Here is a 20,777-nt window from a genome sequence, read left to right as displayed (position 1 = left end):
CAGGACGGGACCTACCGTAGCTTGCGTCCTGTCCTACAGGCAGGGGCTGATTTCAATAGCCAGGGCGGCCCGCTTCCCGCACGGCGAGTATCAAATCCATGGTCCTGTGTGCACTCGGGAGAGCCAGGCTTTCGCATTTTCCCGGATCATTTCCTGCCGACACTGACATAGCTGTCCTTCATGGCAGATTGCACGACGCGCGCAACAAGCCTCATCTATGCTGCTGTAGGCCATCAGGGACAGGGCTCAAGGAGCTTCCGCAATGCCGCAAAAGTTCGCTGAGCGTCGCTTTCCGCTGCACGTCCACATCAGTGCACTCTTCACCCTGCTGCTGCTTATCACCGGCGTCGTCCTCGGCCTGTTCAATTACCGGCAAACCAGCCAGATCATTCTGTCCAGCAGCGATGAGCTTTTCGGCCGCATCAGCGCAGAGGTGGAAACCGACCTGCAGCACACCTACCAGCCGATCCACCACCTGCTCAATCTGCTGGCCCTGAGCGACACCGACCAGAACCTGGACAGTGCCGCTCGCCTGGACGCCTTGCTCAAACCCCTGACCCAGGCACTGAGAGACAATCCCAAGCTGGCATCGCTGTATCTCGGTTATGACGACGGCGACTTCTTCATGGTCCGACACCTGCGCAGCGAGGCGCTGAAGAAGGCATTCAAGGCACCGGCGACTGCGGCCTACCAGGTGTGGAGCATCGAGCGAGACAACCAGTCCTCGGCGCGATCGATGACCTTCTTCGTCGACGACCAGCTCAACCAGATCGCCAGCCGCGAGGAGCCCAACGAGCGCTACGATCCGCGCGGCAGGCCCTGGTACTACCGCGCCCTGGAGCAGGATGGTGCGATCACCACGGCGCCCTACGTGTTCTTCTCCAGTGGCGCCGTCGGTACGACATTGGCCCGCCCGAGTGGCGGTGATGCGGTGATAGGCGCCGACCTGACCCTGGAAGATCTGTCCGCCACCCTGGCCAGCCATCGCGTCACCCCATCCACCGAGGTGGTGCTGTACCAGCCCGACGGCCGCGCCGTGGCCTATCCCGATACCAGCAAACTGGTGAAGCGACTCAACGGCGCTCCCGAGTTGGGTGAGGTGAAGGAGTTCAGTCCCCCGCTCGCGGCACTGATCGGACTCGCGGGACAGGATGACCTGCGCACCAGCCTGGAGATCGACGACCGCCGCTGGATCCTCGCCCGCCAGCACCTCAAGGAGGGCGGCCCGCAGGGTCTGCAGTTGGCGATCCTCTCTCCTGAGGACGAGCTCCTGGATGATGCTTACCGCATCCGCTGGCAAGGCGCGATGCTGACCCTGGCCATCCTGTTGCTGTGCATCCCGCTCGGCGTCCTGCTCTCGCGCGTCGTGGTCAAACCCCTACGAGCCCTGGTAACCCAGGCAGAGGCCATCCGCAGTTTCAACTTCAGCCTGCCTGCCATGGGCCGTTCGCCGATCCTGGAAGTCGACCAGTTGGCGGTGGCCACCGCACGAATGAGGGAAACCATTTCCAGCTTCCTCGAAATCGCCTCCAGCCTTTCGGCGGAAACCCGCTTCGACAATCTGCTGCGCCGCGTCCTCGATGAAACCATCGACATCAGCGAAGCCTCTGGGGGACTGCTCTACCTGATCGACAACCAGAAGGGTCGCCTGGAACCCCACGGACTGTTCCTCAACGATCAGGAGCAGGACCTGGACGCCCACGGTATTCGCGGCTTCGGCCTGGAGAGCCCCGCCCTGCCCCACTGGCTGGACCTCCCGTCCCACGGCGGCCCCAGCCAGGTATGCTCCTTCGGCTATGACCAGGCAGGGGCCTACCGCGACCTGCTGCAAACCCTGGAAAGCCCTCGCGTGCATCTGGTCAGCACCGGCCTGCATAACCGCCAGGGCGTCACCATCGGCGTACTGGTCCTGCTGCACCGCGATACCGGCAAGGAGTCGCGCCCCTCCATCCTCAAGCCCGAGCGCATTGCCTTCGTCGAAGCCATCTCCGGCGTCGCGGCACTGTGCATTGAAAGCCAGCGGCTGCTGGAGAAGCAGAAGCAACTGCTGGACGCTTTCATCCAGTTGATGGCCGGCGCCATCGACGCCAAGAGCCCCTACACCGGAGGTCACTGCCAGCGAGTGCCGGAAATCACCCTGATGCTGGCCCGCGCTGCCGCCGCCAGCAACGAGACAGCATTCCGCGGCTTCAACCCCACGGACGAGGAATGGGAAGCGCTGCATATTGCCGCCTGGCTGCATGACTGCGGAAAGGTCACGACCCCGGAATACGTCGTGGACAAGGCCACCAAGCTGGAAACCCTGAACGACCGCATCCATGAGATTCGCACCCGCTTCGAGGTGCTCAAGCGCGATGCCTGGGTGCGCTATTGGCAGGCAATCGCCGAGGGTGCCGAGGAGGCCGGGCAAGCGCGGCTGCGCGACGAGGAGCTGGCCAGACTGGACGATGACTTCGCGTTCATCGCCCACTGCAACCTGGGCGGCGAAGCCATGGCGGATGCCGACCAGGCGCGCTTGAAGGACATTGCCGCACGCACCTGGACTCGCACCCTGGACAACCGTCTGGGCGTGTCCTGGGAAGAGGCCCAGCGCTTGGCCCGCACTCCGCCCCAGCCGCTCCCGGTGGAGGAAAATCTACTGGCCGATCGCCCCGACCACGTGGTCGAGCGCCCCGCCAGTGAGCTGCTCCCTCCGGACAATCCCTGGGGCTTCAAGCTGCAGGTGCCTGCACACAAATTCAATCGCGGAGAGCTGCACAATCTTTCCGTCGGTCGCGGAACATTGACCGAGGAAGAGCGTTACATCATCAACCACCACATCGTGCAGACCATCCTGATGCTCAATCACCTGCCCTTCCCGGCTCATCTGGCGAACGTCGCGGAGATCGCCGGCGGGCACCACGAGAAGATGGATGGCACCGGCTATCCGAAGCGCCTGACCCGCGAAGAGATGAGCCTGCCCGCACGGATGATGGCCATCGCCGATATCTTCGAGGCGCTGACCGCCGTGGACCGCCCCTACAAGAAGGGCAAGACCCTTTCCGAAGCGCTGGGAATCATGACCGGCATGTGCCGCAATGCCCACATCGACCCTGACCTGTTCGGCCTGTTCATCCGCTCCGGGGTCTACATGGATTACGCCCGACGCTTCCTGAAACCGGAGCAGCTGGACCAGGTGGATGAGACGGCGGTGTTGGCGAAAGCGGGTTTGGCCTGATTGGGTGACATAAATCTTGTGGGGGCGAATTCATTCGCCAAGGGCAGCGAAGCTGCCCCGGACATGGCCAGGGCAGACCTTCGGCCTGCTTGGCGAATGAATTCGCCCCTACAGTAATTTGCAGACAACAAAAAAGGGCGCCACCAGGCGCCCCTTTTTCAATCCTTCAACCCAATCAGGCGTTGACGGAGTTTTCCGGGTACCACACGTCGATCAGCGGGCTGACGGTGGAACCGGCCAGTTCTGCGTGGCCCTTCTTCAGCCAGGCTTCGACCAGGTCACGCTGCTCGGCGGTAACCGAACCACGCTTGCCAAGGCAAACGAAACCGTAGTCTTCGGAACCGATGAAGCCCAGGCCATTGCCTTCGATCGCTTCGTCGATGAAACGCTCGAAGAACGCCGAAACCGCTTCCAGATCCAGGCCCTCCTTGTAGTTGAAGGTGAGTTCGAAACCCAGTTCCTGGAATTCATCGACGCAAAGCTTTTTGCGCAGGCGGCGGGAGCGATTGGTGGCCATATGGCAGTTCCTCGGCATAAATGACGGGCGGCACTCTAGCAGCTTCCGTCGCAACTTGCCCGCCCGCAGCGCGTGCCAGGTTGCACGGGCAGACGAAATGAGCGGCGAACTCGCCCAGTCGGGACAGGCTTACGGCATAATGCGCCGATTTCCCGAACCCTCATGGGAACAGTTGCCATGTCATTCTTTTTTGTTACCCGCCCTCGCCAGGAGGGCAATCTTTGATGTTGAAATCCATTCGTACCCTCGCCTTTGCCGCCCTGATCCTGCCCTGTGCCCTGCCCGCTTCCGCCGCACAGGTGAATACCAACCTGCCTGCCAAGGTGCAGAAGGCGCTGACCGCCAACAAGATCTCCGCCAACTCGCTGTCCCTGGTGACCCTGCCGCTCACCGGCCCGGGTGCGCAGACGCTGGTAAATGCCGATGTGTCGGTGAACCCGGCATCCACCATGAAGCTGATCACCACCTATGCCGCCCTGGAGCTGCTCGGTCCGACCTACCAGTGGAAGACCGAATTCTTCACCGACGGAACGCTGAAGGACGGCGTGCTCAACGGCAACCTCTACCTCAAGGGTGGCGGCGATCCCAAGCTGAACATGGAGAAGCTCTGGCTGATGATGCGCGACCTGCGCGCCAATGGCGTGCGCCAGGTCACCGGCGACCTGGTGCTGGATCGCAGTTACTTCAACCACCCGCAACTGCCCTCCTTCAACGATGACGGCGGCGACGACAACAAGCCCTTCCTGGTCGGCCCTGACTCGCTGCTGGTGAACCTCAAGGCAGTACGCCTGATCGCCCGTGCCGAGAGTGGCAAGGCCAACCTGGCCATGGAGCCGCCGCTCGAGAATATCCGCATCGAGAACAAGCTGCAGGTGACCAAGGCCACCAAGTGCCCCTCCTGGCCAGACGTGCGCTACAACCCGGTGACCCAGTTCGATGGCACCACATTGATCGCCAGCGGCAAGCTGCCGGAAGGTTGCAGCGCCCAGACCTACATGTCCCTGCTCGACCACCCGGGCTATGCCGCCGGCGCCGTGCGCGCGTTCTGGAAGGAACTGGGCGGCAGCATCAATGGCAAGGACCGCCAAGGCGACGTACCCAAGAATGCCAAACTGCTGGCACGCTCCTTCTCGCCGGACCTCGTTGAAGTCATTCGCGACATCAACAAGTACAGCAACAACACCATGGCCCAGCAGGTGTTCCTCAGCATCGGCGCGCGCTATCGCACCGACGCCGATGGCGACGATGCCAAGGCCGCGCAGCGGGTGATCCGCAACTGGCTGGCGAAGAAAGGCATCACCGCGCCGCACCTGGTGATGGAGAACGGCTCAGGCCTGTCGCGCCAGGAGCGGGTCAGCGCCCGTGAAATGGCCACCATCCTCCAGGCCGCCTGGCAGAGCCCCTACGCCGCCGAATTCATCTCTTCGCTGCCACTGGTGGCGATGGACGGCACCATGCGCAAGCGCCTGCGCCGCACCGCTCTGGAAGGTGAGGCCCACATCAAGACGGGTACGCTGAACACCGTGCGCGCCATCGCCGGTTTCAGCCGCGACAGCAATGGCAACACCTGGGCAGTGGTGGCGATTCTCAACGACTCGCGTCCCTGGGGTGCCTCGGCGATCCTCGATCAGGTGCTGGTGGACCTCTATCGCCAGCCGAAGAGCGTCGCTGGCGCCAACTGAACCCGCATGGCCGCCCCGCGCGGGCGGCCATCGCGTCAGTCGGCTATCTGGATTCGATTACGCCCCGCCTGCTTGGCCGCGTAGACCGCAGCATCGACTCGCCGTAGCAGGTCATCCGCACTCTCCCCTTCGCGCCAGCCGGCGCAGCCGAAGCTGGCCGTTACCGACCCTACTCCCGCCACGTGCTCGCGCGACAGCGCTTGCCACAGCGCCTGGGCCACCTGGAATGCCTGGTCGACGTTGGTATCCGGACAGAGCACGACGAACTCCTCGCCACCCAGCCGGCAGAGCACGTCGATGCGCCGCAGGCGCTCGCCCACCCGCTGGCACAGCGTCTTGAGTACCCGGTCACCGGCCTCGTGCCCATGGCAATCATTGATCTGCTTGAAGTGGTCGACGTCGAGCATCACCAGCGCCAGCGGTCCTTCGCGACGTTCGGCGCGGGCGATTTCCAGGTCCAGTCGCTCCTGGAAGTAGCGCCGGTTGTAGACACCGGTCAGGGCATCGGTGACCGAGAGTGCGCGCAACTCCTGCTCCACCAGCTTGAGACCGGTGATATCGGTGATGTAACCGTGCCAGAGGAACGCCCCATCCTCGCCACGCTCCGGGACCGACTCTCCCCGCAGCCAGCGCAAACCCTGGCGCGGCAACAGCACACGGAAGTCCTCGCGCCAGGGCGCCAGCGCTTCCGCAGACCGCCGGATGGAGGTCTGGACCCGATCGACGTCGTCAGGATGGATGCGCTCCAGCAGCCACGTGGCATCGTCACGCACCTTCTCCGATTCGACTTCGAAGACTTCGAGGATTCCCGCGCTGGTGTAGGGAAAGCTGAAGTGCTCGTCCGGCTCCATGCGGAACTGATAGAGCACACCGGGCACCCGTGCGCTGAGTTTCTCCAGCAGGCGGTCGCGCGCCTCCAGCGCCTGCTGGACATGCTTGCGTTCGGTGACGTCGATCGCCACGCCCAGATAACCCACCAGCACATCGCGTTCGTCGCGCACGCCGGTGAGTATCAGGCTGCAGGTCAACTGGCTGCCATCGCGGCGCTGGAAAGTCCATTCGTGCTCGTCGTAACGATCGCCGGCAGTCACCTCTTCCACGTAGGCCTGATAGTCGGGAATCAGCTTGCCGAGTTGTTGCCCCAACTCGCGGCAGCGCGCTTCCACTTCGCTCTCGACGTGCAGCGCCACCGGGTGGCGGCCGATCATTTCCAGCGCGCGATAGCCGAACATGCGCTCGGCGCCGACATTGAACTGCAGGATGGCGCCACGCAGGTCGGTACTGATGATGGCGACCTGGGTCGCGGCGTTCAGCAGGCTGCGCAACTGCCCGTGAGCCATGGCCAGCTGCAGTTCCACCGCCTTGCTGGAACTGATGTCGGTCTGTGTGCCGATCATCCGCAAGGGCATGCCCGTGGCGTCCCGATCGACCACCCTGCCGCGGTCCAGTACCCAGAGCCAGCGGCCATCCTTGTGCAGCATCCGATGCTGGCTCTGATAAACCGTGCTGGCACCGCGCAGGTGACGCTCCAGTTCGGCGCGCGCCTGCGGCTGGTCTTGCGGATGGATCAGGCGAGCTCGCGCCTCCAGGCTGTCGCCCACGTCCTCCTCGGTGTAACCGAGCATGCTCTTCCAACCGCGGGAGAGGAATACTCGCCCACTCTGCGGCTCCCAGTCCCAGACGCCGTGCCCGGCGCCATCGAGGGCAAAGCTCCAGCGCTCTTCGCTCAACTGCAGCTCGATCTCCCGTTCGCGCAGTTCCATCGTGCGTTGCGCCACCAGCGCCAGAGCGTTTTGCCGTTGGTTGACCATCAGCAGCAGGTAGCCCGCCAGCAGAAAAGTGAAAGCCAGGCCGCTGATTGCGACCAGCTTGGCGGTGGACAGTGGCGGCCCCTCCAGGAAGGCCGCGCTCGGCACCACTTCCAACAGGTACTGGCGGTCGCCGAACGGCACCACGCGGCGAAGGCGCAGGTCGCTCTCCGGTACCTCGGCGCTCTGGTAGATCAGTTGTTCATGGCCATCCTCGCTGACGTCACTCACCCGCATCGACAGGTTCGCCAGGTTGTCCGGTGCGATGGCAGCTTCCATTTCCAGATTGAGGCTGAGCACCGACACCACGAAACCGCGCAGCCCTGAATCCTTCGGCAGGTTGTCGTCATACACCGGCGCCAACATGACCACGCCGCTGGCTTCACGCTCCACGGCACCCATCACCCTTACCCGCTCGGTGACGGTCACGCCGTGAGTCTTCCGCGCCTTGGCAATGGCGGCTCGCCGCTGGGGACTGGAGTTCAGGTCCATCCCCAGCGGCACCTGGTCGATGCGCGACGTCACGCTGTAGTAGACGGGGAAGTATTCGTTGCGTGGGGGGCTGGGTACCAGGCCGTCCCCCTTCAGGTCACGTATGGCAAAACCGGCCATGCCTTCCTCGCGCCCCCGGGATTCGAAGCGCTCGCGCTCGCTCCCCGTAACGCGCGGGACCCAGGAGTACACGAGCGTGTCGCCCAGCAGTGGGCCGACGAAACCCTGGAATTCGCTGAGGGTGACTTCATGGGAATTGCCGAAGAACCGCTGGACGGCATCCAACTCCTTGAGTTGCCCGTCCAGGCGCTCCTGGATGCGACTGATGCGTTCGGTGGCGGCGAGGCTGAAGCGCTCACGCAATTGCGCCTCTTCGGCGCTGCGCACTGCCTTGCTGAGCAGGAGGGTGAGCGCCGCACCGCCGAAGATGGCCAACAGGCAAACCAGCCACACCAGGGGGCGGCCGGACAGCAAAGCCGACAGGTTCAGTTTTTCCGTCGCAAGCGACTGCATGCTTACTTCTCGAATCTGGGTGTGGAAATACCGTCCCTGTGAGGATGAACATAGCTAGGTAGTGGCACTTTGCCTAGGCGCGAACGCAGGCAGCCGACCGTCCACGGTAAACGCCGGACGGCCGGAGCTGGCTGGAAGCGATGAGAGGGGCTTTGCGGGGATTTTGGTGAGGTGTTGCAGGCGGGAACGACGCGGTGGCGAGGGCCGCTCAAGGTGGAAGTCCGTGTCCGGAACTCCGCCTGGCGGCCCAGCCTGAATCAGCGAGTGGTCAGGCGCCAGGCGCGGTGGATCTTCGCATTGCGGGCGAAGTCCGGGTCCAGGGTTTCGGCGCTGATCTCGCTGACCGCATAACGCGATACCAGGCCCTCATCCAGCTGGAACTTGCGGAAGTTGTTGGAGAAGTACAGCGCGCCGCCCGGCGCCAGGCGCGCCATGGCCAGGTCCAGCAACTGGACATGGTCACGTTGAACGTCGAATACCCCTTCCATGCGCTTGGAGTTGGAGAAGGTCGGCGGGTCGATGAAGATCATGTCGTACTCGCCGCGATCCTCCGCCAGCCAGGCCATCACATCGCCCTGCTGCAACTTGTGCTTGTCGGAGAAGCCGTTCAACGACAGGTTGCGTCGCGCCCAGTCCAGGTAGGTTTTCGACAGGTCCACGCTGGTAGTGCTGCGCGCGCCGCCCTTGGCTGCATGGACGCTCGCCGTGGCGGTGTAGCAGAAGAGATTGAGGAAGCGCTTGCCGGCGGCTTCGCGCTGGATGCGCAGGCGCATCGGGCGATGGTCGAGGAACAGGCCGGTATCCAGGTAGTCGGTGAGGTTCACCAGCAGCTTCACGCCGCCTTCGCTCACTTCCATGAAGCGCCCTTCGCTGCCCTGGCGCTCGTACTGGCGAGTACCGCTCTGGCGCTCACGCCGCTTGACCACCACGCGGGACGGGTCCACATCCAGCGCCTGGGGAATCGCCGCCAGTGCATCGAGCAGACGCGCCTGGGCCTTCTCCGGATCGATGGAACGCGGCGGCGCATACTCCTGCACGTGCACCCAATCGCCATAGAGGTCGACCGCCAGGGCGTACTCAGGCATGTCCGCGTCATACAGGCGATAACACTGGATGCCCTCCTTGCGCGCCCACTTGCCCAGTTGCTTGACGTTTTTCTGCAGGCGATTGGCGAACATCTGGCCGCCTTCGGAGAGGCGCGCCGGCTCCGCGCGCGGGGCACTATGGTCGCCGTCCCCGGTTGAACGACGCTCACCGGTCACGAACTGTTCCGGCAGCACCTTGAGCAGCAGAAGCTTGCACGCCAGGGCACCGTTCCAGAAAGCGTATTGCTTGTGGCTACGGATACCCATGCGTTTGCCCAGCTCGGGCGCACCGGTGAACACCGCCGCTTCCCAGCCCAGGCAGGCCTGACGCAGGCGTTCACCGAGGTTCTGGTAGAGATAAAGCAGGCTGGCTTCGTCGCCGAGGCGCTCGCCGTAAGGCGGGTTGCTGACGACCAGGCCCTTCTGGTTCTGGTCCGGGCGCGGCTCGAAGGTGGCGAGCTCGCCCTGGTAGATCTTCACCCAGTTGCCGAGGCCGGCGCGCTCGATGTTGTTGCGGCCGGGCTGGATCAGGCGCGGGTCCGCCTCATAACCGCGAATCCACAGCGGCGGTTTGGCCAGGCCGGCGTCGGCGCGCTCACGGGCCTCTTCGTGAAGTTTCTTCCACAGCGCCGGGACATGGCCCAGCCAGTTGGAGAATCCCCAGCGCTCGCGCTTGAGGTTGGGGGCAATGTCGGCCGCCATCATCGCCGCTTCAACGAGGAAAGTACCGACACCGCACATGGGGTCGGCCAGGGCCCCGCCTTCAGCGGCAATCCGCGGCCAGCCGGAGCGAATCAGAATGGCTGCCGCCAGGTTTTCCTTGAGCGGCGCGGCCCCCTGCTGCAGACGATAGCCGCGCTGGTGCAGGCTGTGCCCGGCCAGGTCGATCGACAGGATGGCCTCGCCCTTCTCCAGGCGCAGGTGGATGCGCAGGTCCGGGTTCACCTTGTCCACGGATGGGCGTACGCCATCGGCGCCACGCAGCTTGTCCACCACCGCGTCCTTGACCTTGAGCGCGCCGAAGTGGGTGTTGTCGATGCCCGAACCGTGGCCGCTGAACTCCACCGCCAGGCTGCCGCTGGGCATCAGGTGATCGTGCCAGTCCACCGCCAGTACGCCCTGATAGAGGTCTTCGGCGTTCTGCACCGGGAAGCGCTTGAGTACCAGCAGCACCCGGTTGGCCAGACGCGACCAGAGGCACAGGCGATAGGCAGTTTCCAGGTCAGCCTGGCCGCGCACTGCAGCAACCTGCTCGCGTACTTCCTGCAGGCCGAGTTGAGTAGCCTCTTCGACCAGCAGGCCTTCCAGGCTCTTCGGGCAGGTGAGGAAAAGTTCGTAGCGATCCGACATTGTGGAATCCAGGGCCTATGCAGGCGATCAGCGGCACAGAACCTGATCTGTGCGGTAAGAAAATGTGTGACCAAAGGTCGCGGAACGGCCCTTCGTCGGAATGAAAAATCGTTTGTTTCGCGCGCCAAACCAAATAGCACTACGACATCACCGCTCTGGCCAGCCCCGAAGCCACGGGGCTTAGACCGAAAAGTGGCAAAAAACGTTTCCGTCAGCTTATGGCGGTTGCCACCATCAAGTTACGTCCTTATGACAAAACGATCATTCACAGGCCAGAGGGCATTGGTTAGAACTCAGCTTAACCCGCCGCCGCAATGGCAGTGGGATGAAGGCGCGTCACGCCGGCAACGCGTCTTCGAAGGCAGAACTTTTTTCTGCTGCGGTTCCGCCATTGGAACCAATGGACATAACAGTCAACAAATGAGGGCTACACCCTATGAGAAGACTTAAGCGTGATCCGATGGAACGAGCATTTTTGCGCGGCTATCAGCACGGCATCAACGGCAAATCCCGCGATCTTTGTCCTTTCACCCATCCCACCACACGGCAAGCCTGGATCAATGGTTGGCGCGAAGGCCGTGGCGATAACTGGGATGGCCTCACCGGCGCTGCCGGCATTCATCGACTGAACGAACTCCACGCCGTCGGCTGACACAGGATCACACCGACTTCACCAAGCACGCCCCATCCGGGCGGCGGGCGCAAGCCCAGGGGCTCCCAAGCGGGAGCCCTTTTTATTGTGCTCAGTTTCGTGGCAGACCGGCGATGGCATCCACCGCCTCGCGAATCAGGGCCGGTCCCTTGTAGATGAAGCCCGAGTAAATCTGCACCAGGCTCGCACCGGCGGCGATCTTCTCTGCCGCGTGACGCCCTTCGGTGATACCACCCACAGCAATGATCGGCAGGCGACCACCCAGTTCACCCGCCAGCACTTTCACCGTCTGGGTGCTCTTGTCGCGCACTGGCGCGCCGGACAGCCCACCCGCCTCGTCGCCGTATGGCAACCCTTCGACACCTTCGCGGCCAAGGGTGGTGTTGGTGGCGATCACCGCATCCATGCCGGACTCCAGCAGCGCCTTGGCAACCATCGCGGTTTCCTCGTCGCTCATGTCCGGGGCGATCTTGATAGCCAGCGGCACGTGCTTGCCGTACCGGGCGGCCAGGGCCTCCTGGCGGGTGCGCAGGGCCTCCAGCAACTGCTTCAGCGAGTCACCGAACTGCAGGCTCCGCAGTCCGGGGGTGTTCGGCGAGCTGACGTTGACCGTCACGTAGTTGGCGTGGTCGTAGACCTTGTCCAGGCAAATCAGGTAGTCGTCGACCGCGCGCTCTACCGGGGTGTCGAAATTCTTGCCGATGTTGATGCCCAGTACGCCGTCATAGTGGGATGCACGTACCCGGGCCAGCAGATGGTCGACGCCCAGGTTGTTGAAGCCCATGCGGTTGATGATGGCTTCGGCCTGGGGCAGGCGGAACAGGCGCGGCTTGGGATTGCCCGGCTGCGGACGCGGCGTCACGGTGCCGATCTCGACGAAGCCGAAACCGAGCTGGCCAAAGCCGTCGATGGCGTCACCGTTCTTGTCCAGGCCAGCGGCGAGGCCTACCGGGTTGGGGAACTCCAGCCCCATCACCTTCACCGGCAGGCTCGCCGGTGCCTTGGTCAGCAGACGGTTGAGGCCGAGACGGCCACCGGCTCCGATCAGGTCGATGGAGAGTTCATGGGAGGTTTCCGGGGACAGGGAAAAGAGCAGCTCGCGGGCCAGTTTGTACATGGTCGGTCGGGCATCGATCGGCGATATGGGCCGGCGATTATAGCTGCGCCGCCCCCTTCAGGCGAGGCGATGCAGGCTCAGGAGCTTGCCATCGGCCGAGAATTCCAGCTCGAAGGTGCCGCAAACGCCGGAGTGACCCAGATGCGGGCGCAGATGATGGGCCGGCAGGCTGACCTTCCGGCCATCGCGACTGCGTAGCAGCACACGGTTGGCCCGACCTTGATAGACTGCGCGGAATTCGTCCGCAGTCAGGGAAATATCCAGCATCACGCTGGGCATGGAGGCGTCCTCGACAATGAAGAGCAGGATTCTGCCACACCGTCCGTTCGTCCTGATTCCCCGCCAAGCGGAATTGTCCGACACCCGGTTCGCGCGGCCGGCAAGCCTCTGCCACACTGCCTGCCGTGACCGAGGAGTTTTCAGGCCATGAGTCAGATGCAGCCACCACCCCCATTGAGCGCCCGCCTGGCTGCAATCGCCCAGCGTTTTGGCCTTGGCAAGGCTCCGCGCCGCGTGTTCGAGCGCGCCAGTCAACTGCATCTGCCATTCCAGCAACTGCCCTGTCCCCAGGAAACCATCTGGTGGCAGGCAGGCCCGCCCCTGCAGCGTTTGGTGGAGCTACCGCGCAGCGCGTTGTCCGGCCCCGTCCAGGATGACAAGGCCGAAGCCCATGCCGTGCTGGTGGGCGTGATCAAACGCAGTGAGCAGCACCTCTCCACTTTCGACCTGCGCCAGGTCGATGGCTTCTGCGGCCAGGAAAACGAGCCGGCGCCCATCGCCAGCTTCGAGGACTACCTGACCGGCCTGCCCAGCCGCAAAGTGCGGATCATCAGCTACAAGGACTTCATCAAGGCCATCAGCCTGCCGTTGCCACGTTTCCTCGCCGGTTCGCCCATCAGCCTGTTCCGGGCCAATTGGTGCGGCAAACGCATGTTCTGGAACGGCGACCAGCATTCGGAAGCGTTTGCCGCGTCCATCGCCTACGCCCGCTTGCGAGAGCTGGAAGCTACCCTCCCCGCCGAGATCACCGACTACCGCATCGACGCTGGCGGCCTCGAACTGCTGGATGACCGCTACCATGTCCTCGCCATGCCCGTGCAGGCCTGGAGCGACCCCTCCTTCATGGGCCTGCTGCTGGATGGCGGCATTCCCTATTCCCGCCTGACCATCCTGCGCCATGCGGGCGCGCCGGAATTCATCCTGCTGCCCAAGAAACACGCCGACGCCACCGCCCTCGGCGAAGGCCTGCGGCTGGCCGGCGCGGCGGATGTCGTGAAGTACCTGCGAGCTCTGGCCTGAGGGCCGGACACACTCCCCCACCGAAAGCGACTCTTCCCTCAGTTCGCCCTCGCTCAGTTCCAGGCCTTACTGGATCTTCTCGCCATGTAGCCTGAGCAGCGCCATGTTGGTCGGTTTCACCGACACGCTTCCCAGCTCGTCCAGAGTGAACCAGCGGCATTCGACGATTTCGCCGTCGGGGTGAGGCTCAAGGGATTCGGGCACAGCCATCCGATAGAAATGGTGGTCTTCCGCCTCGAACACATGCCGCCCGAGGAACTGGGCATTCTCGAAGGGCAACGTCGTTTCCTCCCTCAGCTCGCGCCGAGCGGCCTCGACCGGCAGCTCGTTCACTTCGATCTTGCCGCCGGGCAAGGACCATTCCGGTGCCTCCTTCCGCACGAACAGGATCCTGTCGGCCTGGTGGCAAAGGACAGTTGCATGCAGCTCTATGGGTGCAGTCATGATTTCTCCTCCTCTGTTTCCTAAGGGCCAGGACAGGAGAGGAAAAGTTCAGGCAAAGTCGAACCCACCGGCTGAGTCCATTGCATAAGCGCCCATGGACGGAAAACGCCTGAGGCCATTTCAGGGGACTGAACCCGAATCCCGACTCCGATTGTCAGGTTGAAGTCGGATCTTCTGTAGGAGCGAGCTTGCTCGCGAAGCATCGTGCTCGGACTGTTCGCGAGCAAGCTCGCTCCTACCGGAAGTATTCGTGACTCCCCGTCGGACAAAAAAAGCCCCGCCGAAGCGGGGCTGAGAGCACAAAACCTTTACGAAGCCACAGGCATCACGGAATGCAGATGCCGTGCTGGCCGCTCTGGGCCAGGTCCATGAGTTCGCGGTTGGCCACCGCGTACATGGCGTAATCAGTCGCTGTGGCGGCGCGCAGTTCGATCAGCATGGCCTTCCAGCGCTCCACCAGGGCGCGATGCTGGTCCAGCCACAGCGCCACGCGCTCCTCGATGTCCGCCGGACCTTCGTTCATCTGCAGGACGGAGATGGTGATCGCACGCTGCTGCCAGTCCAGGTCGTCACGGAAAGCTTCCCGCGCCAGCGCTTGCCAGTTGTTCTCCACCGGCAGGCTGGTGATCTGCTGCAGGTACCAGGACAGGTCCAGTGCGCCGCCCACCGCGAAGTAGGCAGTGGCCACTTCGGCAGTGTCCTTGCCGGTGACATCCGATGCCTCGATGATCGGCAGCAGCGTGTAGAGGTGGCTGGTACCCGCCACGACACGAGCCAGGTCCTCCGGCGCGCCGGCTTCCACGTAGGACTGGAAGCGTGCAAGCCACTGCTCGCGGGACGGGCCTTCGAGCAGTTCGTCCAGACGGCCGGCCAGGGCCTCCACACGCGGGGCAAAGTGGTTGACGTCGCGCGCTGCGTTCTGGTCTTCGCGACGGCTGCGCAGGAACCAGCGGGTAGCACGGCGGCCGAGGCGCATCAGCTCATCCATCAGGGTCAGCTGCAGTTCGGCCGGCACCTTGTAGTCCAGCGCCTCGATCTGCTTCCACCAGTGCGGCAGGCGGAACACGTCACGCACCACCACGTAGGCGCCAGCCACGTTGGCCGCGCTCATGCCAGTGGACTCCTTCAGGCGTTGCACGAAGGTGATGCCCATGTGGTTGACCAGGTCGTTGGCGATCTGGGTGCTGATGATTTCGCGCTTCAGGCGGTGGCGACGCATGGACTCGCCGAAGGTCTCGGCCAGACGTGACGGGAACGCGGTTTCCATTTCCTGGGCCAGGTAGTCGTCGTCCGGCACCAGGGATTTGAGCAGCGACTCCTTGAGATCGATCTTGCTGTAGGAGATCAGCACCGACAGCTCGGGGCGGGTCAGGCCCTGGCCATTGGCGATGCGCTCGTTCAGCTCCTCGTCTGCGGGCAGGAACTCCAGGCCACGGTCCAGCTTGCCGGCCGCTTCCAGAGCGTTCATCAGGCGCTTGTACTCGCCGATCTTCTCGCGAGCGCGGCGTTGCGCCAGGGACAGCGCCTGGGTCTGCTTGTAGTTGTTGCCCAGCACCAGGTTGCCCACGTCGTCGGTCATTTCGGCCAGCAGCTTGTTGCGCTGTTTGCCGGTCATGTCGCCGTTGGCCACGATCTCGTTGAGCAGGATCTTGATGTTGACCTCATGGTCCGAGCAGTCCACGCCGCCGGCGTTGTCGATGAAGTCGGTGTTGCTGGCACCGCCATTGAGGCCGTACTCGACGCGACCCAGCTGGGTCATGCCGAGGTTGCCGCCCTCGCCCACCACCTTGGCACGCAGTTCGCGGCCATCCACGCGCAGGGCGTCGTTGGCCTTGTCGCCGACGTCGGCGTGGCTTTCGCTGCTGGCCTTGACGTAGGTGCCGATGCCGCCGTTCCAGAGCAGGTCGACCGGCGCCTTCAGCAGTGCGTTGAGCAGTTCGGTCGGGGTCAGCTTGTCGGCCTCGATCTCGAAGCGCTGCTGCATCTGCGGGCTGATGGCGATGCTCTTGGCGCTGCGCAGGAAGATGCCGCCACCCTCGGAGATCAGCTTGGTGTCGTAATCGGCCCAGGAGGAGCGCGGCAGATCGAACATACGTTTGCGCTCAGTGAAGCTGGATGCCGCGTCCGGGTTCGGGTCGATGAAGATGTGCATGTGGTTGAAGGCCGCGACCATCTGCAGCTTGTCCGACAGCAGCAGGCCGTTGCCGAAGACGTCGCCGGCCATGTCGCCGATGCCGATCACGGTGACATGATCCTTCTGCACGTCGATGCCGCGCTCACGGAAGTGCCGCTGCACCGACACCCAGCCGCCCTTGGCGGTGATGCCCATGCCCTTGTGGTCATAGCCGGCCGAACCACCAGAGGCGAAGGCGTCGCCCAGCCAGAAGCCGTATTCACCGGCAATGCCGTTGGCGATGTCGGAGAAGGTCGCGGTGCCCTTGTCGGCCGCCACCACCAGGTAGGGGTCGTCGGCGTCGTGGCGCACCACGTTGGCCGGCGGCACCACCTTGCCTTCCTTCAAGTTGTCGGTCACGTCCAGCAGGCCGGAGATGAAGATGCGGTAGCAGGCGATGGCCTCGTTCTGGATGTCGTCGCGGGTGCCACCAGCCGGCAGGCGACGCGGAATGAAGCCGCCCTTGGCGCCCATGGGCACGATGACCGCGTTCTTCACCTGCTGCGCCTTCACCAGGCCCAGCACTTCGGTACGGAAGTCTTCCTCGCGATCGGACCAGCGCAGGCCGCCACGGGCCACGTCGCCGAAGCGCAGGTGCACGCCCTCGACGCGCGGGCAGTAGACGAAGATTTCGAACTTGGGCACCGGACGCGGGATTTCCGGAATCAGGCGCGGACTCAGCTTGAAGCTGAAGTACGACTTGTTCTGGCCGGATGCGTCGGGCTGGTAGAAGTTGGTGCGCAGGGTCGCCTTGATCAGGTCCAGATAGCGACGCAGGATGCGGTCTTCGTTGAGCACCGCAACGTTGTCCAGCTCACCGAGGATGGCCTGCTCCAGCTTCTGCTGCTTGTCTTCCAGGTCGTCCGTCGCCAGCTTGCGCGCCAGGTAGAAGCGGGTCTTGAACAGGCGCACCAGTTCCTTGGCAATGTTGGCGTGGTTCAGCAGGGTGCTGGCGATGTAGGAGAGGTCGAAGCCCAGACGAATCTGTTTCAGGTAGCGCGCATAGGCACGCAGCAGGGCAACGTCGCGCCACGGCATGGCGGCGGTCAGCACCAGGCGGTTGAACGCATCGTTCTCGGCATGGCCGCCAACGATATGGACGAAGGCGTCCTGCAGGGTGTCGTTCAGCTCCTGCAGGTCCACCTCATCGCCCAGGGCGCTGGTGAAGGCGAAGTCGTGAATCCAGTACTGGCGGCCATCCTGGCGAGCCAGTCGGTAGGGGAACTCGCCCAGCACACGCAGGCCGAGGTTCTCCAGGATCGGCAGGACGTCGGACAGCGCCAGCGGGGTGTCGGCGTGGTAGAGCTTGCAGTGCAGCTGCTGCTCACCCTGGGCCAGCGGCTGGTAGAAGCTCATCACCAGCGGACGCTCGTCGGACAGGCTGTGCAGGTGCTGCATGTCCACCACCGCCGAGTGTGGGGCGAAGCGCTCGCGATAGCCAGCCGGGAAGCCTTTCGGGAAGTCGGCCAAGACACGGGTGCCCTGCCCTTCGCCGAAGCTTTCGTTGACCAGGCTGGCGTAGTCGTCCTTCCAGGAGCGGCAAGCCTGGATGACTTCTTTCTCCAGCAGCGCGATATCGACGTTCAGCTTGATCTTCGGGTCCAGGCGCAGGATGAACTGCACGCGCGCCAGCACGGACTCGGAGAAGAAGGTCCAGAACTCGCAGTCAGTGGCCTGCAGGCGATCCATCAGGATCTGCTGGATCTTCAGGCGGGTTTCGGTGGAGTACACGTCGCGCGGCACATAGGCCAGCGCATAGGCGAAACGGCCGTACGGATCACGGCGCAGGAACAAGCGAATCTTGTTGCGCTCCTGCATCTGCACGATGGACATGGCGGTGCTGAAGAGATCAGCCACCGGGGTCTGGAACAGGTCGTCACGCGGCAGGACTTCCAGAACCTGGGCCAGTTCCTTGCCCAGGTGAGCCTTGGCATCGAACCCGGAACGGCGCTGGATTTCCGCCACCTTGCGACGGATGTAGGGAATGTGCTCGACGCTTTCGGCATACACGGCGGAGGTGTAGAGGCCCATGAAGCGGCACTCCTTGATCACCTTGCCCTTGGCGTCCAGCTCACGGATGGAAACGAAGTCCGGGTAGGCCGGACGGTGCACACGGCTTGGCTCGGCTGCCTTGGCGAAGGACAGCAGATTGGGCTCGCGCAGGTACTCGAGGGCCTCGGTCTCGATGTGCACGTCGTCCTTCTTCAGGCCCGCGCGGCGAAGCTTGGAAACCCCCAGCAGGGACTTCTCGTCATAGACCAGATGACCGCCGTTCTTGTCGTCGGCCACGGTGAATTCTTCATAGCCGAGGAAGGTGAAGTGGTCGTCCAGGATCCAGTCCATGAACACCTTCACTTCCTTCAGCTCTTCGCCATCGACCTTCAGCTTGGCCTTGTCCAGCCAGGCCAGCAGCTCCTGGGCCTTGGCCTTCATCGGCTTGAAGTCGGCCACGGTCACACGGACTTCACCCAGCACTTCCAGCAGGGCTTTCTCCAGGGTCTTCATGGCACCGTTGTTGGCGCAGCGGTCGATCTCCAGGTACATCAGCGCTTCCTGGCGCACATCCTTGCCCTGGGTGCCCTTGGGCAGGACTTCCTGCAGTTCACCCTTGGCGTTGCGGCGCACGCTGAGCACGTTGTTCTGCAGGGTATGGATGCTGTAGCCGCGACGGTTCAGCTCCATGCGCACCGAATCCACCAGGAAGGGGATGTCGGGGTGCAGGACTTCCACGGCAGTGTGGGTGGACTGCCAGCCGTGCTTCTCGTAGTCGGGGTTGAACACCCGCACTTCAGGGCTGGCGGGGTCGAAGCGTTCCAGCAGGCGCCAGGACGATAGGGTGCAGCCGGCCAGGTCGGACATTCGGCGCTGGGTCAGCTCGTCGAGCGCGATGATGCCGAAAAATTGATCGGCGAACAGGGAAACTTGTGGCAATGCCTGTTCGCTGACGTGCTGCGCCAGGGCCGCTTGCAGTTGATGCTGGAAGTCGGCTTTGCTGGCCGCCGTGAAGAACGCCATGGTTGTGCTCCGCTAGGCTCGTTTTGTTGGGATTAAGCGTAGAACGCTTAAAAGGCGGAGAAAGGGCCACAGGTCGATCCGGGCAGTGCGACCCTGCTCCGGGCAAGCGCCGGGAAACAACTGCGACCCGGCGGTCACCATTGCCGCGAAAGCTTAACGAGGGAGCAATGCCGCGCGCTTACGGCGCTGCGACATATTCGTTCAATGAGCGTCCGCCTATACCCATGTACAAGTGCTTCTGCGGCGGTAAGCGAAGGAACCCGGCAGCGACGCCAAATATCCATACCCGTCACGGAACCAACGCCTGAATTCAGGCTCTTCTAGGCCGCCTCCCCTGGTCTGGATTAAAGTTATGCATCAACACCGGAGGGCCTACAGCTCTCTTTTCCCCAGCTCAACGAGTTCATCGATGGAACACCGTGACGCGCTAGTCGCCCTTCGAAACTTCCTTTCCACCCAGATCCTCGGCCAGGAAAAGCTCATCGACCGCCTACTGGTCGCACTGCTCGCCGACGGCCACCTGCTCGTGGAAGGCGCGCCCGGCCTCGCCAAGACCAAGGCGATCAAGGACCTGGCGGACGGTGTGGAAGCGGAGTTCCATCGCATCCAGTTCACTCCGGACCTGTTGCCAGCGGATATCACCGGCACCGAAATCTACCGCCCGGAGAACGGAAGTTTCGTCTTCCAGCAAGGGCCGATCTTCCACAACCTGGTGCTGGCGGACGAGATCAACCGCGCCCCCGCCAAGGTGCAGTCGGCCCTGCTGGAGGCCATGGCTGAGCGCCAGGTATCCATTGGCCGCTCCACCTACGCCCTGCCACCGCTGTTCCTGGTGATGGCGACCCAGAACCCGATCGAGCAGGAGGGCACCTATCCCCTGCCCGAAGCGCAGCTCGACCGTTTCCTGATGCACGTGCGCATCGGTTTCCCGGACGCCTCGGTGGAACGCAAGATCCTCCAGCAGGCCCGAGGCGAGGCACTGCACGGCGAGACGCGTGCCGAACACCAGGTCAGCCAGCAGGCGATCTTCGCCGCGCGCAAGGAAATCCTCGGGCTCTACATGGCCGACGCGGTGGAGGAATACCTGGTGCACCTGGTCATGGCCACCCGCACCCCGGCCAAGTTCGACAGCGAGCTGGCCGAGTGGCTGGCCTGGGGCGCCAGCCCGCGAGGCTCCATCGCCCTGGATCGCTGCGCCCGCGCCCATGCGTGGATGGCAGGTCGCGACTTCGTCAGCCCGGAAGACATCCAGGCGGTGCTCTTCGATGTGCTGCGTCATCGCCTGATCCTCTCATTCGAAGCCGAAGCCGCCGGTATCGACCAGGACCGGGTGATCCAGCGCATCCTGGATGTGGTAGCGGTGGCTTGATGCGCTTGAAAGCGGCGGCCTGGAAATTCCGGGTCAGGAAACGC

12 protein-coding genes are annotated in these 20,777 nt (G+C 63.6%); 5 read left to right on the top strand and 7 right to left on the bottom strand.

The window, feature by feature from the left end; genetic code table 11:
* Positions 1–262 precede the first annotated feature (262 nt).
* On the top strand, positions 263–3,217 hold the full coding sequence (locus tag E8E95_RS22900; RefSeq protein WP_280354128.1) for an HD domain-containing phosphohydrolase: 2,955 nt from the start codon (positions 263–265) through the stop codon (positions 3,215–3,217).
* 175 nt (positions 3,218–3,392) lie between these two features.
* Here the strand turns inward: E8E95_RS22900 and E8E95_RS22895 are convergent, their stop codons facing one another.
* Positions 3,393–3,734, bottom strand: a complete 342-nt coding sequence (locus E8E95_RS22895; protein WP_280354126.1) for a 50S ribosome-binding protein YggL — start codon at positions 3,732–3,734, stop codon at positions 3,393–3,395.
* 224 nt (positions 3,735–3,958) lie between these two features.
* Between E8E95_RS22895 and dacB the strand changes: the two genes are divergently transcribed.
* A complete protein-coding gene (dacB, locus tag E8E95_RS22890) occupies positions 3,959–5,416 on the top strand; it encodes a D-alanyl-D-alanine carboxypeptidase/D-alanyl-D-alanine-endopeptidase (protein ID WP_280354125.1) in 1,458 nt (485 codons plus the stop codon).
* Positions 5,417–5,451: 35 nt separating this feature from the next.
* Here dacB and E8E95_RS22885 read toward each other — a convergent pair whose 3' ends face one another.
* On the bottom strand, positions 5,452–8,229 hold the full coding sequence (locus E8E95_RS22885) for a diguanylate cyclase (protein WP_280354123.1): 2,778 nt from the start codon (positions 8,227–8,229) through the stop codon (positions 5,452–5,454).
* Between the two features lie 257 nt (positions 8,230–8,486).
* Positions 8,487–10,664, bottom strand: a complete 2,178-nt coding sequence (gene rlmKL / locus E8E95_RS22880) for a bifunctional 23S rRNA (guanine(2069)-N(7))-methyltransferase RlmK/23S rRNA (guanine(2445)-N(2))-methyltransferase RlmL (RefSeq protein ID WP_280354122.1) — start codon at positions 10,662–10,664, stop codon at positions 8,487–8,489.
* A 436-nt stretch (positions 10,665–11,100) separates the two neighbouring features.
* Here rlmKL and E8E95_RS22875 point away from each other — a divergent pair, with 436 nt between their 5' ends.
* A complete protein-coding gene (locus E8E95_RS22875) occupies positions 11,101–11,316 on the top strand; it encodes a ribosome modulation factor (protein WP_120651711.1) in 216 nt (71 codons plus the stop codon).
* A gap of 91 nt (positions 11,317–11,407) precedes the next feature.
* Here E8E95_RS22875 and E8E95_RS22870 read toward each other — a convergent pair whose 3' ends face one another.
* Together E8E95_RS22870 and E8E95_RS22865 are read right to left on the bottom strand one after the other, a co-directional pair.
* A complete protein-coding gene (locus tag E8E95_RS22870; RefSeq protein ID WP_280354120.1) occupies positions 11,408–12,433 on the bottom strand; it encodes a quinone-dependent dihydroorotate dehydrogenase in 1,026 nt (341 codons plus the stop codon).
* Between the two features lie 57 nt (positions 12,434–12,490).
* On the bottom strand, positions 12,491–12,712 hold the full coding sequence (locus E8E95_RS22865; RefSeq protein WP_280354118.1) for a DUF2835 domain-containing protein: 222 nt from the start codon (positions 12,710–12,712) through the stop codon (positions 12,491–12,493).
* Between the two features lie 147 nt (positions 12,713–12,859).
* Between E8E95_RS22865 and E8E95_RS22860 the strand changes: the two genes are divergently transcribed.
* A complete protein-coding gene (locus E8E95_RS22860; protein ID WP_280354116.1) occupies positions 12,860–13,732 on the top strand; it encodes a DUF6685 family protein in 873 nt (290 codons plus the stop codon).
* 66 nt (positions 13,733–13,798) lie between these two features.
* On the opposite strand, the gene E8E95_RS22855 is transcribed toward E8E95_RS22860, so the two are convergent.
* Positions 13,799–14,176, bottom strand: a complete 378-nt coding sequence (locus E8E95_RS22855) for an NUDIX domain-containing protein (protein ID WP_280354114.1) — start codon at positions 14,174–14,176, stop codon at positions 13,799–13,801.
* A gap of 325 nt (positions 14,177–14,501) precedes the next feature.
* Complete coding sequence (locus tag E8E95_RS22850; protein WP_280354112.1) at positions 14,502–19,364, bottom strand: NAD-glutamate dehydrogenase; 4,863 nt, start codon at positions 19,362–19,364, stop codon at positions 14,502–14,504.
* Positions 19,365–19,716: 352 nt separating this feature from the next.
* On the opposite strand from E8E95_RS22850, the gene E8E95_RS22845 reads away from it, so the two are divergent.
* Positions 19,717–20,733, top strand: a complete 1,017-nt coding sequence (locus E8E95_RS22845) for a MoxR family ATPase (RefSeq protein ID WP_280354111.1) — start codon at positions 19,717–19,719, stop codon at positions 20,731–20,733.
* Positions 20,734–20,777: the final 44 nt, after the last annotated feature.

Source organism: Pseudomonas sp. BN414 (assembly GCF_029871275.1).
GTDB lineage: Bacteria > Pseudomonadota > Gammaproteobacteria > Pseudomonadales > Pseudomonadaceae > Metapseudomonas > Metapseudomonas resinovorans_C.
This window is presented reverse-complemented; position numbering and strand designations above follow the sequence as displayed.

Bases quoted from the DNA above. Each gene is read 5' to 3' on its own strand.
- E8E95_RS22885 (WP_280354123.1), bottom strand. From the start codon at position 8,229: ATGCAGTCGCTTGCGACGGAAAAACTGAACCTGTCGGCTTTGCTGTCC.
- E8E95_RS22900 (WP_280354128.1), top strand. From the start codon at position 263: ATGCCGCAAAAGTTCGCTGAGCGTCGCTTTCCGCTGCACGTCCACATC.
- E8E95_RS22865 (WP_280354118.1), bottom strand. From the start codon at position 12,712: ATGCCCAGCGTGATGCTGGATATTTCCCTGACTGCGGACGAATTCCGC.
- E8E95_RS22895 (WP_280354126.1), bottom strand. From the start codon at position 3,734: ATGGCCACCAATCGCTCCCGCCGCCTGCGCAAAAAGCTTTGCGTCGAT.
- E8E95_RS22875 (WP_120651711.1), top strand. From the start codon at position 11,101: ATGAGAAGACTTAAGCGTGATCCGATGGAACGAGCATTTTTGCGCGGC.
- E8E95_RS22845 (WP_280354111.1), top strand. From the start codon at position 19,717: ATGCATCAACACCGGAGGGCCTACAGCTCTCTTTTCCCCAGCTCAACG.
- rlmKL (WP_280354122.1), bottom strand. From the start codon at position 10,664: ATGTCGGATCGCTACGAACTTTTCCTCACCTGCCCGAAGAGCCTGGAA.
- E8E95_RS22870 (WP_280354120.1), bottom strand. From the start codon at position 12,433: ATGTACAAACTGGCCCGCGAGCTGCTCTTTTCCCTGTCCCCGGAAACC.
- E8E95_RS22850 (WP_280354112.1), bottom strand. From the start codon at position 19,364: ATGGCGTTCTTCACGGCGGCCAGCAAAGCCGACTTCCAGCATCAACTG.
- E8E95_RS22855 (WP_280354114.1), bottom strand. From the start codon at position 14,176: ATGACTGCACCCATAGAGCTGCATGCAACTGTCCTTTGCCACCAGGCC.
- dacB (WP_280354125.1), top strand. From the start codon at position 3,959: ATGTTGAAATCCATTCGTACCCTCGCCTTTGCCGCCCTGATCCTGCCC.
- E8E95_RS22860 (WP_280354116.1), top strand. From the start codon at position 12,860: ATGAGTCAGATGCAGCCACCACCCCCATTGAGCGCCCGCCTGGCTGCA.